This window comes from Agrobacterium sp. RC10-4-1, from assembly GCF_014138475.1.
GTDB lineage: Bacteria > Pseudomonadota > Alphaproteobacteria > Rhizobiales > Rhizobiaceae > Agrobacterium > Agrobacterium pusense.
This window is the reverse complement of record NZ_JACJIT010000004.1, coordinates 463,811-479,362: the sequence shown is the minus strand read 5'-3', so window position 1 is coordinate 479,362 and position 15,552 is coordinate 463,811. Positions and strand designations below refer to the sequence as shown.

General features: G+C 59.9%; 10 protein-coding genes. 8 read left to right on the top strand and 2 right to left on the bottom strand.

Features of this window, described 5'->3' with window-relative positions:
• The first annotated feature begins 381 nt into the window (after window positions 1–381).
• The 5 genes from popZ (at window position 382) to exoR (ending at window position 7,514) form a co-directional block, all read left to right on the top strand.
• Window positions 382–1,344: a cell division protein PopZ gene (gene popZ / locus FHW77_RS13950; protein WP_004442172.1), complete on the top strand. Its 963-nt coding sequence runs from the start codon at window positions 382–384 to the stop codon at window positions 1,342–1,344.
• Window positions 1,345–1,582: 238 nt separating this feature from the next.
• Window positions 1,583–4,426, top strand: coding sequence for a valine--tRNA ligase (locus tag FHW77_RS13945; RefSeq protein ID WP_004442169.1), 2,844 nt, complete (start codon window positions 1,583–1,585; stop codon window positions 4,424–4,426).
• 440 nt (window positions 4,427–4,866) lie between these two features.
• Window positions 4,867–6,156, top strand: coding sequence for an outer membrane protein transport protein (locus FHW77_RS13940; RefSeq protein ID WP_004442167.1), 1,290 nt, complete (start codon window positions 4,867–4,869; stop codon window positions 6,154–6,156).
• A gap of 268 nt (window positions 6,157–6,424) precedes the next feature.
• Window positions 6,425–6,718 (top strand): hypothetical protein, encoded by a 294-nt coding sequence (locus FHW77_RS13935; RefSeq protein ID WP_244467030.1) that lies wholly within the window; start codon window positions 6,425–6,427, stop codon window positions 6,716–6,718.
• Window position 6,719: 1 nt separating this feature from the next.
• Window positions 6,720–7,514: an exopolysaccharide production regulator ExoR gene (gene exoR, locus FHW77_RS13930; protein WP_004442165.1), complete on the top strand. Its 795-nt coding sequence runs from the start codon at window positions 6,720–6,722 to the stop codon at window positions 7,512–7,514.
• A 35-nt stretch (window positions 7,515–7,549) separates the two neighbouring features.
• Here the strand turns inward: exoR and xth are convergent, their stop codons facing one another.
• Together xth and erpA are read right to left on the bottom strand one after the other, a co-directional pair.
• Window positions 7,550–8,347: an exodeoxyribonuclease III gene (xth, locus tag FHW77_RS13925; protein WP_004442163.1), complete on the bottom strand. Its 798-nt coding sequence runs from the start codon at window positions 8,345–8,347 to the stop codon at window positions 7,550–7,552.
• A 277-nt stretch (window positions 8,348–8,624) separates the two neighbouring features.
• Window positions 8,625–8,957: an iron-sulfur cluster insertion protein ErpA gene (gene erpA, locus FHW77_RS13920; protein WP_004442162.1), complete on the bottom strand. Its 333-nt coding sequence runs from the start codon at window positions 8,955–8,957 to the stop codon at window positions 8,625–8,627.
• Between the two features lie 215 nt (window positions 8,958–9,172).
• On the opposite strand from erpA, the gene FHW77_RS13915 reads away from it, so the two are divergent.
• The 3 genes from FHW77_RS13915 to FHW77_RS13905 all read left to right on the top strand — a co-directional run bounded on the left by FHW77_RS13915 (window position 9,173) and on the right by FHW77_RS13905 (window position 15,318).
• The gene (locus FHW77_RS13915) at window positions 9,173–10,390 is read left to right on the top strand and encodes a deoxyguanosinetriphosphate triphosphohydrolase (protein ID WP_004442160.1); all 1,218 of its coding nucleotides are present in this window, start codon (window positions 9,173–9,175) and stop codon (window positions 10,388–10,390) included.
• 74 nt (window positions 10,391–10,464) lie between these two features.
• Window positions 10,465–12,222 (top strand): arginine--tRNA ligase, encoded by a 1,758-nt coding sequence (argS, locus tag FHW77_RS13910; protein WP_004442158.1) that lies wholly within the window; start codon window positions 10,465–10,467, stop codon window positions 12,220–12,222.
• A gap of 66 nt (window positions 12,223–12,288) precedes the next feature.
• Complete coding sequence (locus FHW77_RS13905) at window positions 12,289–15,318, top strand: SPOR domain-containing protein (protein ID WP_182590503.1); 3,030 nt, start codon at window positions 12,289–12,291, stop codon at window positions 15,316–15,318.
• The last annotated feature ends 234 nt before the right edge of the window (window positions 15,319–15,552 follow it).

The following is a 15,552-nucleotide window of genomic DNA, read 5'->3' as shown; positions in this document are numbered from 1 at the left end:
TCATTCTGTTCTTGACGCCGGGGTGGGATTTCCACCCCGGCGTTTTTGTGAGGATTGGAAATTCATCCCGTGTGCGTCTTCGAGAACATCGCGCCCACAAAGCTGTGTATCATCACGAAACTTGTCGAATCAGTGATTTAGTTCGTGGCCGTGCTACCCTAAACTAAGGTGATTCGGGGTGTGCGTATTTCTGCCCCGCATGACCCCTGCAGCGGGTTGCGAAGATGCGGAGCGTCTTTCTCAGGCCTGTTGCAGACTGTCGGCGCGGCGGTTGTTTTCGGCTGCCGCTGCCGTGATGTGCAGATTGAACAGGTGCGAAGTGCCCCTGGCATCCGAAGGGATGCGAGGCCGGGTGCTAGAGAGTGGAAACCGGGGATTGATATGGCTCAGCCAAGCGTAGCGCGTGAACCGTCCATGGAAGAGATTCTGGCGTCGATACGCCGGATCATCGAAAGCAACGAGCCAGGGCCCGCCGGCGCATTTTCCGGCCAGTTACCGCCGGTTTATGACGATGAGGACGAGGCGGCAGGCGACGCAACTTACATGACGGAGCCAGCCAGCCCGCCGGCCCGCGTCCCTCCGCCGGCAAACCAGGCCTTTGGCGCGCGGCCTGCACAGGATTTTTCACCGGCTTATGAACAGTCCCTGGCCGAGCCCCAGGAAATCCCCGTCGAAAAGACGATGTCGCTCGCCGATGTCGCCGCGCGGGTTCGCGCTGCCGCAGACCGCAACGCCGCCATGGGGCCGCAGGCCTTCGCCTCGCAGGGCCAGCGCGCGGCGATGCAGGCTTCTCCAGCTTCCTCTTCTCCCGCCGTGCCGCAGACCGAACGGCCCGCGGCACAGCGTCCGACGGATGTACGGCCGCTGATGGTGGCGGCTGCGGCAACTGCTGCTGAACAGCAGGCGCCCGCCGCTTCCGAGGACCGGGCCGCTGCCGCTGCCATTGAAAGCGCGCCTGTACCGGAAAACCATTTTGATCATATGGCGCTGCGCGGTGCGATTGAAACCGCCGTAGCCGAGGAAGTTTTCGACATCGACGTGCAGGAACCCATTGCCGAGGCGCCGTCACTCGATCTGGTTGCGCCGCAGCCGGAAGACAAAGCACAGGCCGGCTCCGACCTGTCGCTCAACCTCATCTCGGCCGCCGCGGGCGCGCAGATCGCGCGTTCCTTCAGTGAGCTGGCCGAGGTTTTCGACGGCGTCGAACGTCGTTCGATCGAGGACATGGCGGCCGAGATGCTGCGTCCGATGCTGCAGGAATGGCTGGAAGACAATCTGCCAACCCTGGTGGAGCGTCTCGTGCGCGAAGAAATCGAGCGCGTGGCGCGCGGCTCGCGCCGCTGATTTTACGCTGGCCGCAGGGCCTGGTGCTTCCCGCCCGCCTCGGGAGGCGTGGCATTGGCGTTAAACAGGGGCCGCCCGGCACAGGGGCGGCTTTTTTATTGAAGATGAAAGCGTTATCGGGGCATAGTCGGCCATCGGGTCGCTCACGGAGCGTCCTGAGGGTCGGTTTCTGTTGACTCTCGACTGTCCATCCTTATTTAAAAAATCCACACAAGAACTCTAAAATTCAGGTCAGGAAATGCTCGAAAAGACCTACGATTCCGCCACCGTCGAACCGAAGATCGCCAAAGCCTGGGACGAGGCTAACGCTTTTCGTGCCGGCGCCAACGCCAAGCCGGGCGCGGAAACCTTCACCATCGTCATCCCGCCGCCGAATGTGACGGGGTCCCTGCACATGGGCCATGCGCTCAACAACACGCTGCAGGATATTCTGGTCCGCTTCGAGCGCATGCGCGGCAAGGATGTGCTGTGGCAGCCGGGCATGGACCATGCCGGCATCGCCACGCAGATGGTCGTCGAGCGCAAGCTGATGGAGCAGCAGCTTCCAGGCCGTCGTGATATGGGCCGCGAGGCCTTCGTGGAGAAGGTGTGGGAATGGAAGGCCGAATCCGGCGGCCTGATCTTCAACCAGCTGAAACGTCTCGGCGCGTCCTGCGACTGGTCGCGCGAACGCTTCACCATGGATGAAGGTCTCTCCGAGGCTGTTCTCGAAGTTTTCGTCACGCTCTACAAGCAGGGCCTGATCTACAAGGACAAGCGCCTCGTCAACTGGGATCCCAAGCTGCTGACTGCGATTTCCGACATGGAAGTCGAGCAGATCGAGGTCAAGGGTAATCTCTGGCACCTGCGCTATCCGCTCGAAAAGGGCGTTACCTATCAGTACCCGACCGCATTCGACGAGGAGGGCAAGCCCACCGAGTTCGAGACCCGCGATTATATCGTTGTCGCCACGACGCGTCCGGAAACCATGCTTGGCGATACCGGTATTGCCGTGAACCCGGAAGATGAGCGGTACAAGGGCATCGTCGGCAAACACGTCATCCTGCCCATCGTCGGTCGCAGGATTCCCATCGTCGCCGATGACTACGCCGATCCGACCGCCGGTACGGGTGCGGTCAAGATCACGCCCGCGCATGACTTCAATGACTTCGAAGTCGGCAAACGCTGTGGCCTGCGCGCCATCAATGTCATGAATATCGATGGTACCATCTCCATCAAGGAGAACGAGGATTTCCTCGAAGGCCTCGACCATCCGGCGGCGCTGCACGGCGCATGGGACCGGCTGGAAGGTCAGGACCGTTTTGCCGCCCGCAAGATCATCGTCGAAATTTTTGAGGAAGCCGGCCTGCTCGACAGGATCGAGCCGCACAAGCATGTGGTGCCGCATGGCGACCGCGGCGGCGTGCCGATCGAGCCGCGCCTGACGGACCAGTGGTGGGTCGACAACAAGACGCTGGCGCAGCCGGCGATTGCCTCGGTTCGCGAAGGCCGCACCAATTTCGTGCCGAAGAACTGGGAAAACACCTATTTCCAATGGATGGAGAACATCCAGCCCTGGTGCATCTCGCGGCAATTGTGGTGGGGACACCAGATTCCGGCATGGTACGGCCCAGACGGGCAGGTGTTCGTCGAGAAGACCGAGGAAGAGGCGCTGCAGGCGGCCATCCAGCATTACATCGCCCATGAAGGCCCGTGGAAGGCCTGGGTCGAGGAAAAGCTTGAGAACTTCGCTCCGGGCGAAATCCTGACGCGCGACGAAGATGTGCTCGACACCTGGTTCTCTTCTGCGCTCTGGCCGTTTTCGACGCTCGGCTGGCCGGAACAGACGCCGGAACTGGCGCGCTATTATCCGACAAACGTGCTTGTCACCGGCTTCGACATCATCCCCTTCTGGGTGGTGCGGATGATGCAGATGGGCCTGCATTTCATGAAGGACGACGCCGGTAACCCGGTTGAGCCGTTCAGCACGGTCTATATTCATGCGCTGGTTCGCGACAAGAACGGCCAGAAGATGTCGAAATCCAAGGGCAACGTCATCGACCCGCTGGAACTGATCGATGAATATGGTGCCGATGCGCTGCGTTTCACGCTTGCCATCATGGCGGCGCAGGGTCGCGACGTGAAACTCGATCCGGCACGTATTGCGGGTTACCGCAATTTCGGCACGAAGCTCTGGAATGCGACGCGCTTTGCCGAGATGAATGGCGTGAAGCGTGACCCGCATTTCCTGCCGGAAACCGCCTCGCTGACGATCAACCGCTGGATCCTGACCGAGCTTGCCAACACGGCCCGCGATGTGACGGCGGCACTTGAGAACTTCCGCTTCAACGATGCGTCAGGCATTCTCTACCGTTTCGTCTGGAACCAGTTCTGCGACTGGTATCTGGAACTGCTGAAGCCGGTCTTCGGCGGCGACGATGAAAAGGCCAAGTCGGAATCGCAGGCCTGCGCGGCTTATGTTCTGGATGAGATCTACAAGCTGCTGCATCCTTTCATGCCGTTCATGACGGAAGAGCTTTGGGCGCATACGGCCGGTGAGGGCAAGGAGCGCGACGATCTGCTTTGCCTTACCGACTGGCCGGAGCCGGAGTTCCGCGACGACGCCGCGGCTGCGGAAATCAACTGGCTGATCGATCTCGTGTCCGGCATTCGTTCGACGCGCGCCGAGATGAACGTGCCGCCGGGTGCCACTGCCTCGCTGGTGGTCGTTGGCGCCAATACCTCCACGGAAGCACGGCTCGATCGCCACGCCGCCGCTATCCGGCGTCTGGCGCGGGCCGATGAAATCCGTGCCGCCGATGTCGCGCCGAAGGGATCGGCCCAGATCATCGTCGGTGAGGCGACCATCTGCCTGCCGCTTGGCAATCTGGTCGATCTTGCGGCTGAAAAGGCTCGTCTCGAGAAGGCGATCGGCAAGGTGGACGCGGAAATGGAACGCATCGACAAGAAGTTGTCGAACGAGAAATTCGTGGCCAATGCTGATCCGGAAGTCGTTGCCGCCGAACGCGAGCGCAAGGCTGAGCTTGAAATTCAGCTCACAAGCCTGAGAACGGCGCTCACGCGGGTAAGCGAAGCGGGGTAACATGCCGCTTGCGGCTTTGCATGAACAAAAACGCCCCGCTAAAAACGGGGCGTTTTTGCTATGGAGCGACAGGTCGCCGTCTATCGATTGCTGCGTTGCAACGACGAATCATGTTGCTCGCTGGAGGGCGATCATTTCTCGCCATTCAGTCAAAAAAGCCAACAAAAACGGCGTGATAAGCGGCTTTCTTCGGGAAACGCGCGTGTGTGGTTATTTGGCGACAATTCCCGTCACGCGTGGGAAATTGTTTCATTTTGTGTCGGATCGCTTCCGTTTAATTAGAAAAATAACCTAAAATGATTATGCAAGGGGATCGACATGAAATTCTTACGTAAAAAATGGAGAAGTGTCGCAGAACTGTGCCAGTGTGCGGCAGATTGTCATTTTCCGCGAAGCGCTTCACTCTTTTGATGATCACATTGCCTTGATTGGGGAGAGAGATGGCAAAAACTGCAATTTTTCGCGGCGCGGTATGTTTCGCAGTCAGCATCGCGGCGGTAACGCCTTCACTGGCCGGCGGTCTCGAGCGCGGCGGTTATAATATCGATCTGTTGTTCGATCCGTCCGATTACGTTCTCGACAGCTCCGCGACCTTCGTCGCACCGCAGCGCAAGGTAGAGAATGCGCGGGACAATCCGCTGAAAAGTGGCCCCTTGCCTGCATCCTGGTCCAGGACGGCAGATGATTCCGAAAACTTCTGGTCGACCCGCATCGGGGCCAAGGCATCGATCGGCGATTTCGGCGACTGCATGTTCGACTATTCGCAGCCCTGGGGCGCGCATCTCAATCCCGGTATCTGGCAGGGATCGAGCTACAATATCGAAACCAAGGTCAAGTCGCACAATTACGCGACAACCTGCCGGGTGAAGTTCGATCTTGGCAAGGGTGACTTCTCGATTATCGGCGGCGGCTTCTATCAGGAATTGAGCGGCTATAAGTATCGTCAGGTTCTCGGGCCGGCCGTTCTGGGCCTCAATCCGGCCTGGTCCAGCTTCAGCGGCGTCGGCAAACTTGAGATGGAAGGTGACGGCTGGGGCTGGCGCGCCGGCATGGCCTACGAGATTCCCGAGATCGCGTTCCGCGCCAGCCTAGTTTATAACAGCGCTGTCGATCACGATTTGACCGGCTTCGCCGATGTTAGAGGGATCCCACAGACACCGCCGTCCATATCTCCGACGCTTGCAAAATACGGCGGCAAGCTCGTGCCGATCTATGGCTCTGTTTCCATGCCAGACAGCATCGAACTAAAAGTTCAATCCGGCATAGCGCCAGACTGGCTTGCTTTCGGTTCCGTGAAGTGGACAGACTGGAGCCAGATTCAGGTCATTCCTTTCTGCGCGGTCGGCACATCTCCCTGCGTCCCAAGTGGCGCAGACACGCTGAACACGCTTGACCTGTTCTATCGCGACGGCTGGACGATCTCCGGCGGCGTTGGTCACAAGTTCAACGAACAGTGGAGCGGAGCCGTCAGCCTGACCTGGGATCGCGGTACGTCCACGGTCATCGGCACCCAGACAGATACGTGGACGCTCGGCACCCAGATTGTCTATTCGCCCAACAAGAACATCGAGTTCAAGATTGCCGGTGCTCTCGGCCTCCTGACCTCGGGCAGCTCCTCCATCAATGGCGGACCCTGCGGCGCTGGCTTCACCTGCGGCAACGAGGCAGGCTACGATTTCGGCAACGACCTCGTGGCAGCCATCTCGACGGGTGTGAAGGTCAAGTTCTGATCCCATCCTTTCGCTGATGCTAAAATAAAGGTCCGGTTTACCAACCGGGCCTTTTTTCATGTCCGACTATGATTCCTTCTCGATAAAATTTTCTGGCCCGAAAGTTTTGTGACGATTTGGCAACACTTTTCTGCAAGCGTGGGGTCGCGTTGGAATGTGAGCATATCTGTCCATTTCCCGCCACAAACAGGGTGCTTGGCTTATGTTTAGGGCAGCGGGATCGGAAGAACATGCAGGCGTTTGATGTGGGCCCGCGGGGTTGCAGAAAGTGAAAACAGGTTTGGATTCAGGGTTTAAGCAAGTAATACGGGAATTTCATCCGGATTTCTTGTTTGGCGCTGACCGGTGGATGGCGGAACGCCGTTATATTGCCGGAAATTATGCCTATATCTGTCTAACTGGAAAATTTGGGCAATTGCCGCAGGAGACCACCGGTGGTGCGCTGGAAAGTGCTGCCGGAAAGACGCAGTGTGTTCAAAAAATCGCGACCCGGCGGGGTTCGGCTTTGCAGTATTCCGCAAGTATTGGCTATATGCCGGGAAGAGTGAGAGAAGTTCGCTGAAATGCTGAAATGTGAAGCCAACGTTTTAAAGCCGCTCCTCATGGGCATGTTGCTTGCGTCGCTCGCAATGCCTGCCGCGGCTTTTGACATCAATGCGGGCGTGACCAAGGAATCCGGCCCCTTCGACCTGTTCAAGTTCGGCTTCAAGGCCTACAAGAACGGCAACAAGGGTGAAGCTGTCGAGGCCTATCGCTACGCGGCCGAAAAGGGCCATACAGGCTCGCGCTGGGCGCTTGCCAACATGTATGCCTATGGCGATGGCGTCGCCAAGAACGACTTCGAAGCTTTCAAGATCTACAGCGAAATCGCCAATCAGGGTGTCGAACCGGGATCGGAGGATACCGGCTTTTTCGTCAATGCGCTGCTGTCTCTCGCTGATTATTACCGCCACGGCATTCCCGGAAGCCCCGTCAAAATGGACCTTTCACAGGCCCGGCAGCTTTATTTCCAGGTTGCTTCCACCTTCGGTGTGGCTGAGGCCCAGTTCCGTCTGGCAGAGATGATTCTTGCCGGCGAGGGTGGCCGCGCGGATGTGCAGCAGGCAAAGAAATGGCTCAACCAGGCCCGCAAACACGGCCATGCCGGCGCCATGTCGATTTTCGGCAACCTGATCTTCCAGGAGGGCCAGACGACGCAGGGCCTCGCCTTCATGACGGCGGCGCTGGATAAATGCACGGCGGCGGACTGTACCTGGATTCAGAACCTGCAGGAGCAGGCCTTTTCGCTGGCGGGTGAGAACGATCGCCGTGCGGCAATCGCAATGGCGCAGACCATGCGGATTGACGATCCGGATTGAAAATTGCCGCGCCAGAGCTCGGTAAAGATGGCCTGTCAGCCAGCGGGGCTGAAATCGAAGTAACCGCAGACCGGCACGTGGTCGGATGGTTTTTCCCACGCACGCACATGTTTTTCGATGCTGACCGATTCCAGCCTGTCGGCTGCTTCGGCTGACAGCATCAGATGGTCGATGCGGATGCCGTTATTTTTCGGCCATGCGCCGGCCTGATAATCCCAGAAGGAATATAGTCCTGCTTCATCCGTCGTCGCGCGTGCGGCATCGGTAAAGCCAAGGTTCTCCAGCTTGCGGAAGGCTGCGCGGGTCTTCGGCAGAAACAGCGCGTCACCTTCCCACACGCGGGGGTCGTGACAATCGAACGGTTCCGGAATGACGTTGTAGTCCCCCGCGAGGATCAGCGGCTCCTCGAACGCGAGGCGATCTTCGGCAAAGCGCCGCAGCCGCTCCATCCAGGCGAGCTTGTAGGGATATTTGACCGGATCGTCAGGCGGATTGCCGTTCGGCAGGTAAAGCGAGCAGACGCGGATGGCGCCACCGTCGACGGAAAACACGCCTTCGATGAAACGCGCCTGCTCGTCGGCATCATCACCCGGCAGGCCACGATTGACCTCATCGGGCTTCACCTTGGAGAGCAGGGCAACGCCGTTGAAGCCCTTCTGGCCGTGGGTCTCGACGTGATAACCAAGCGCCTCAATCTCCAGCCGCGGAAACCCCTCATCGACCGACTTGATCTCCTGAAGGCAGACGATATCAGGCGAAGAATCCTTCAGCCACTGGCAGAGGTTTTCGATGCGCGCCTTGACGCCGTTGATGTTCCAGGTGGCAATCTTCATCGGAGTTTCCCTTTTGTGAGGGTACTTTTACCCGATGCAAAAGCGATTGCCACCGTTTTTGGAAGGTGGTGGCGAGGATGTGGTGGATAGAGGGGAGGTTGGTAGAGTGAACTGGGCTGCGAAGTCAGCGTCATGTCTCTACCACCTCATTCCTGTGCTTGTTACAGGAATCCAGCCGACGCGCGTCTGCGCGGCGGGGAGACAGGGATGAGGCAGGAGAGGGACGCGGATCACCTCAAAGCTGAGAGCATTGAGGCAGGGCCGCGGACCGTTTCACTCAGATCGAGAAGCTGGTGCCGCAACCGCAGCTAGCCACGGCATTGGGGTTCTTGATCTGGAAGGACTGGCCGAGCAGATTATCGACGAAGTCGATTTCAGAGCCCGCCATATAGACGACCGAAAGGCTGTCGATCAGCACCTTGGCATCACCGCGCGCAATCACGATGTCGTCATCGGCGGGGTCTTCGGCCAGATCGAACTTGTAAGAGAATCCCGAGCAGCCGCCGCCTTCGACGGAGACGCGCAGCGCCCGTTTGCCGGCGTCGGCGGCGACGATCTGGGCGATTCGCTTTGCCGCTGCTTCCGAAAGGGTAATGTCGCTATTTTCCATGTCGTTCCTCCTGCCGGGGTCAAGAACCGGAGAGCAATAATCTCGTTGTCACTATTATAAACCGGTCAAATTAACGGTCTATAGCCTGTGTGAGGGCGTCTGCGCGGCGATGATGCTTTGCGCTGACCTCTGCGATAGGTATGAAGGGTGAATGAAAAGGTCAATGGCCGAGACCAAAAGGAAGTCGCGGCCATAAGAAGTCAACAGGTGGATGCATGATCATAGACCAGCGCGCATTGGGTTTCGGAAGTGGGGAGAGGGCGGTTTTCGCCTCGGATCCATGGACGACGCGCGGGCGTCTGTTTCCGGAAGAAGGAAGCCTGACGCGTTCCGAATTCCAGCGTGACCGGGACCGCATCGTCCACACGACAGCCTTTCGTCGCCTGAAGCACAAGACGCAGGTCTTCATCAGCCCCGACGGAGACCATTACCGCACGCGGCTTACCCACACCATCGAGGTCGCGCAGATCGCCCGGGCGCTCGCCCGCGCGCTGAAGCTGGACGAGGATCTGGCTGAAGGCGTGGCGCTGGTGCATGATTTCGGCCACACGCCTTTCGGCCATACCGGCGAAGACGCGCTCGATGCGGTGCTGTTGCCCTATGGCGGGTTTGACCACAATGCACAGTCCCTGCGTATCGTCACCAAGCTGGAGCGCCGCTACGCCGAATATGACGGCATCAACCTGACCTGGGAAACGCTGGAAGGTCTCGTCAAGCATAATGGCCCGCTGGTGAACGCGAAGGGTGAGGGGATCAAGGGGCCGGTTCCGCTGCCCATCCTCGAATATTGCGAGTTGCAGGATCTCGAGATCGGCAGCTATGCCAGCCTTGAGGCGCAGGTGGCGGCGATTGCCGATGACATCGCCTACAATACCCACGATATCGATGACGGTCTGCGCGCCGGTTATCTCACCTTCGAGATGCTGGAGGAGGTACCATTCCTCAGCGGCCTCATGGCGCAGGTGCGGGCGAAATATCCCGTGCTCGACAAGGAACGTTTCGCCAATGAGATCATGCGCCGCCAGATCACGCACATGGTTGAGGATGTGATCGGCGTGGCGCAGCAAAATCTTGCCCGGCTGAAGCCGCAGCGGGCCGCCGACATCAGGGCCGCCGATTTTACCGTCGCCACCTTTTCGCCCGAGATGGCCGAGACTGACAGGCAGATCAAGAAGCTGCTGTTTGCCCATATCTATCGGCACCCGGACATCATGCGCATCCGCGCCGGCGCGACGCAGATCGTCACCGATCTTTTCCACCGATATATGGAAACGCCGGCGGAAATGCAGAGCCACTACTGGGTAGACAGCATTTCCGGCATGAGCGTGGCCGCAAAAGCCCGGCATGTGGGCGACTATCTGGCCGGCATGACCGATAGTTATGCACTGCGCGCCCACCAGCGGCTGTTTGACCACACCCCCGATTTGAGATAGGGCAGCGGGCGATCGCGAAGCCGACCGGCTAAAATACCGGACATGAACAGAAGCCCTTCGCGCAGGTTGGAACGATGAACATTTTTGCCGATTTCGATACCAGGATCAAAAACGCGCTCGAGACCCTCGACCTCGTGAAAGAGAACCGCGAAAAGGTCGATTTCAGTCGAATTACCGTCGAATCCCCGCGTGATCTCAGCCACGGCGATGTCGCAACCAATGCCGCCATGGTGCTGGCGAAACCGCTCGGCACCAATCCGCGCGCCCTGGCCGAACTCATTGTGCCGGCGCTTCAGGCGGATGGCGATGTCGATAGCGTCAATGTCGCGGGTCCTGGCTTTATCAATCTCAAGGTGTCGGTTGGTTACTGGCAGCGTCTGCTGGCAGATATGATCAACCAGGGTATCGATTTCGGCCGCTCCACCATCGGTGCGGGCCAGAAGATCAACGTCGAATATGTCTCGGCCAACCCGACCGGCCCGATGCATGTCGGCCATTGCCGTGGCGCCGTTGTCGGCGACACGTTGGCGAACCTGCTCGCATTTGCTGGTTACGGCGTGACCAAAGAATATTACATCAACGATGCCGGCTCGCAGATCGATGTGCTGGCCCGTTCGGTGTTCCTGCGGTATCGCGAGGCGCTCGGCGAAGATATCGGCACCATCCCGTCCGGTCTCTATCCCGGTGATTACCTCGTTCCCGTCGGCCAGGCGCTGGCCGATGAATATGGCATCAAGCTGCGCGCCATGCCTGAAGAAAAGTGGATGCCTATCGTCAAGGACAAGGCGATCGACGCGATGATGGCGATGATCCGCGAGGATTTGGCGCTTCTCAACGTCCGGCACGACGTGTTCTTTTCGGAGCGCACGCTGCATGAGGGCAATGGCGGGCCGATCCTGTCGGCCATCAACGACCTCACCTTCAAGGGCCATGTCTACAAGGGCACGCTGCCGCCGCCGAAGGGCGAATTGCCTGATGACTGGGAAGACCGCGAACAGACGCTGTTCCGCTCCACCGAAGTGGGCGATGATATGGACCGCGCGCTGATGAAGTCGGACGGTTCCTACACCTATTTCGCCGCCGACGTCGCCTATTTCAAGAACAAGTTCGACCGTGGTTTTTCCGAGATGATCTATGTGCTCGGCGCCGACCATGGCGGTTACGTCAAGCGTCTTGAAGCCGTCGCGCGCGCCGTCTCCGAGGGCAAGTCGAAGCTGACGGTTCTTCTGTGCCAGCTCGTCAAGCTGTTCCGCGACGGTGAGCCGGTGAAGATGTCGAAGCGCTCCGGCGACTTCGTGACCCTGCGCGACGTTGTCGACGAAGTGGGTCGCGATCCGGTGCGATTCATGATGCTTTATCGGAAGAATTCCGAGCCGCTGGACTTCGATTTTGCAAAAGTGACCGAACAATCGAAGGATAATCCGGTCTTTTACGTGCAATATGCGCATGCCCGCTCAATGTCGATCTTCCGGCAGGCGCAGGAAGCGTTTCCGGGGCTTTCTCCTTCGGCCGAGGAGATGGCGGCATCTGTATCTTTGATCAGCGATATCAATGAGTTGCAGCTGGTTGCAAAACTCGCGGAATATCCGCGCCTGATCGAATCCGCGGCCCTTTCGCATGAGCCGCACCGGCTTGCTTTTTACCTCTATGATCTCGCCAGTTCCTTCCATGGACACTGGAACAAGGGTAAAGACCATCAGGAATTACGTTTTATTAACGATAAAAACCGAGAATTGAGCATTGCCAGACTTGGGCTGGTGAATGCTGTCGCGAATGTTCTGAGGTCTGGACTGACGCTTTTAGGAGCGGACGCACCTGACGAAATGCGATAACATCTCACCATTATTTGCTCACAATACGCTGGCAAGAGCTGCAATGCGTAGATGGTGGAACACGTAATGGTCGAAAAAAATGTCGCGTATAACCGGGACGCCCGGTCCGAAGGCTTCGCTGACAACGATCCTCTGGCAGAACTGGCGCGTATCGTCGGCTTCGAAGATCGTCCTTCGCATGCGGGTTCCGAAGCTGCGCCACGCGCTGCCTCACCGGTTGCCCGCCGCGAACCCGAATTTAATCTCGAGGACGAGCTGCTTCGGGAATTCGAGGTTTACGATGCGCCGCATGCCGATCCGATCGTTCTTGATCCGGCAAACGATGTTCGTGCAGGCATCCATCCAAGCGATTTCATGCAGCGGGTCGAATCCGTTTTCGCTCGCCGCGAGCCCGAACTTGCGCCGGCAGCTGAACCGGAACCCGAGGTGACATTCGCTCCCGAAGCAGCGGAAGAGCTGCTTCCAGAGGTCAATGAGGCCTATATCCACAATTACGTCGAAACCCCCACGCAGGATATCCGGGCGGATTTCCGCGATGATGCCGGCGCGGTGGCTGAAGTTTTCGATGTGCATTCGCGCCAGGCGCGTCCTGCCGAGCCGATGGTCTACGAGCAGGCTGCCTCACAGGTGGCATGGGAAGAGCCGCAGGCCGCGGAACCCGTCCAGCCGGAATGGCACGCCATGCCGGAGCTTCCGGCAGATGTCTCCAGCAATATTGCTGCCGCCGCTTATGCTGCTACACCGGAGTCCCAGAGCCTCGATCTCGCCGATGAAGTGGAAATCGCCGTCGCCGAACAGGCGCCTGCTCCGATTTCCGTTCGTCCGCCATCGCATGGCGGCCGGTCTTCGCTGGAATTTTCGAGCCTGCGGTTGCCGCTTGCCAATTTCGGAGCCCGCCGCGATGTTTCGGCTGCCGACCCGAAGCGGGTTGAGCCGCGCTCCGAACGGCAGCCTGCCGCGGCCCGGGTAGAGCCTCAGGTCGAAGTCGCTCCCGTGCCTGCCGTCGTCCAGGCGGAAGAGACCGCGCCATCCTTCACGCCTTCGGTCGCCGAGGTCTTTACGCCTGCCGCAGAGCCTCTGACGGTTGAGGCTGCCGAGAAGCCGGCGGCGAAACATCTCTCGCCGATGGACGAGTTGATTTACGACGTCGCGAAATATTCCATTCCCGGTCGCGGTGAAGCGCCGCTCGTGCAGGCGGTCCCCGCAGCGCAGGCTGCCAAGGTTGAACCGCCCGTGGTTACTGCCGCTCCGGTCAAGGCAGCGCCGGTTGCCGATGCAGCGCCCGCAGCACCCGCCGAGGAGCTTGATTTCGCCGGCTTCAATGATGATGATTTCGAGCTTGCGCTTGACGATCTCGATCTCGATCTGGATCTGTCCGACATCGCTGAAGCGGAGGTCGCGCCAGCGCCTGCACCGCAGCCGGTTCGCCAGCAGCCGGCCGCGCCGGTGGCCGTTCAGGCACCCGCACCGCAGCCGGTGAAGGTGCAGCCCGCACCGCAGCCCCGGCCTGCGCCCGTTGCCGCACCTGTTGCTGCCGTTGCTGCCGCTCCGGTTCAGCCGCGCCCGGCCGCTCCCCAGCCTGTCGCGCCACAGACGCTGGAAAGCCTGCCTTTCGATCCCTCGCAGATCGGTGAGACGGAAGAGCATCCGGAAACCATCGTCGAGATGGATGTACCGGAACTGCCGGTTGGCGTTTTTGAGCCGAAGCCGGCTCCCCGCCGCCATGAGGAAGACCTCGACATCGACACCGAGCTTGCGACGCTGTTCGCTCCTGCTGTTGCCGGTGGTCTCGACCGCCACAAGCACGCGGAAAACCGCGGAGCTGCCCAGGCTCGTCCTGTTCAGGCTCCGGAAGAGGCCGACGAGTTCGAACGGGCGCTGGAAGAGGATTTCCGCCGCTCCATGCAGGAGGCTGCCGCTTCCCGTGGCAATGCGCCTCGCGAGCCCGAAAATACGTACGTCGACAATCAGGCTGCTTATCGTGACGAGGATGAACGCGGCGGTCGCCGCTGGATCATGCCGGTTGCGGCTGCCATCGGCTTGGTGCTGATCGGCGGCGGTGTTTACGCGCTGGTCTCCGGCGGTTCGTCGAGCACCGGTTCCAACGGCGCGCCGGTCATCATCTCCGCCGATAACGACCCGATGAAGGTCGTGCCGGAAAATCCGGGCGGTCGTGTCGTGCCCAATCAGGACAAGGCGGTTTATGATCGCGTTGCCGGCGGCAGCGCTGCCGATCCGAAGCAGCCGGCGCTGATTTCCAGCAACGAACAGCCCGTGGACGTGGTTCAGCGGACTCTGATTCCTGAACAATTGCCGCTGGAAGGCGAAAACGACGCCGATATGGAAGCCGCTGGCACGCCGGTTGGCGAGACCGAGGATCCGCGCCTGCTTTCGCCGGAAGAAAAGGCCGCACAGAACGAAGGTTCGGCCGCGACCGGCGTTTCCCCGCGCAAGGTCCGCACCATGATCGTCAAGCCTGACGGCACGCTTGTCGCACAGGAAGTCGAGGTGCCGGCAGCCCAGCCGCCGAAGGCTGACAAGGTCGAGGAACTTGCTGCGCCGCAGACCGCCAAGCCGGGTGAGGGCGCTCCCGCCGTCATCGCCGCATCGCGGGTTCCGGTCGCGCCGGAACAGGCTCAGCCGCAGGCCAACACGCCTGCCGCCACCAAGCCGGCTGCGCAGTCCGCCGCGCCGCTTCCGGCAACACGTCCGTCCTCGCAGCCCGCAAACGTCGTGGCGACGGTGACCAATCAGGGCAATGTTCGTCCGACGACGACTGCGCCTGCTCAGCCGCAGGCCGCGCAGCAGCAGACCGCAGCTGCTACACCGGCTGCGACCAGCACGCCGTCCGCCGGTGGCTACTATATCCAGATCGCGTCGCTGCCGAGCCAGGCGGAAGCGCAGAAGTCCTACCAGAACATGTCGGCCAAGTTCGGCTCGGTCATCGGTGGACGCGGCGTCGACATAAAGGCTGCCGAAATCGCCGGCAAGGGCACCTTCTACCGCGTCCGTATCCCGGCCGGTGACAAGAACGAAGCCGTGGCGCTGTGCGAAAAATTCCGTTCGGCCGGTGGCAGCTGCCTGGTGGCGCGGTGATAGCGGGCAATATGGCTTCGTAACGATCAGGGCTGCCGAGTGGGGCAGCCCTTGGCATATTCGGGCCTTCCGGCAAACTCTACGTCATCCTCGGGCTTGACCCGAGGATCCACGGCCGCCGGAATGGATCCTCGGGTCAAGCCCGAGGATGACGCGGAGAAATTAACCGGACCTCTCCGCAGTCTCGGTGGCTAAAGGTCATTCTTCCCTTATCCCTTTTGTTCTCAGACAGGC

Coding starts and splice junctions, on each gene's coding strand:
- popZ (WP_004442172.1), top strand. CDS start 382: ATGGCTCAGCCAAGCGTAGCGCGTGAACCGTCCATGGAAGAGATTCTG.
- FHW77_RS13945 (WP_004442169.1), top strand. CDS start 1,583: ATGCTCGAAAAGACCTACGATTCCGCCACCGTCGAACCGAAGATCGCC.
- FHW77_RS13940 (WP_004442167.1), top strand. CDS start 4,867: ATGGCAAAAACTGCAATTTTTCGCGGCGCGGTATGTTTCGCAGTCAGC.
- exoR (WP_004442165.1), top strand. CDS start 6,720: ATGCTGAAATGTGAAGCCAACGTTTTAAAGCCGCTCCTCATGGGCATG.
- xth (WP_004442163.1), bottom strand. CDS start 8,347: ATGAAGATTGCCACCTGGAACATCAACGGCGTCAAGGCGCGCATCGAA.
- erpA (WP_004442162.1), bottom strand. CDS start 8,957: ATGGAAAATAGCGACATTACCCTTTCGGAAGCAGCGGCAAAGCGAATC.
- FHW77_RS13915 (WP_004442160.1), top strand. CDS start 9,173: ATGATCATAGACCAGCGCGCATTGGGTTTCGGAAGTGGGGAGAGGGCG.
- argS (WP_004442158.1), top strand. CDS start 10,465: ATGAACATTTTTGCCGATTTCGATACCAGGATCAAAAACGCGCTCGAG.
- FHW77_RS13905 (WP_182590503.1), top strand. CDS start 12,289: ATGGTCGAAAAAAATGTCGCGTATAACCGGGACGCCCGGTCCGAAGGC.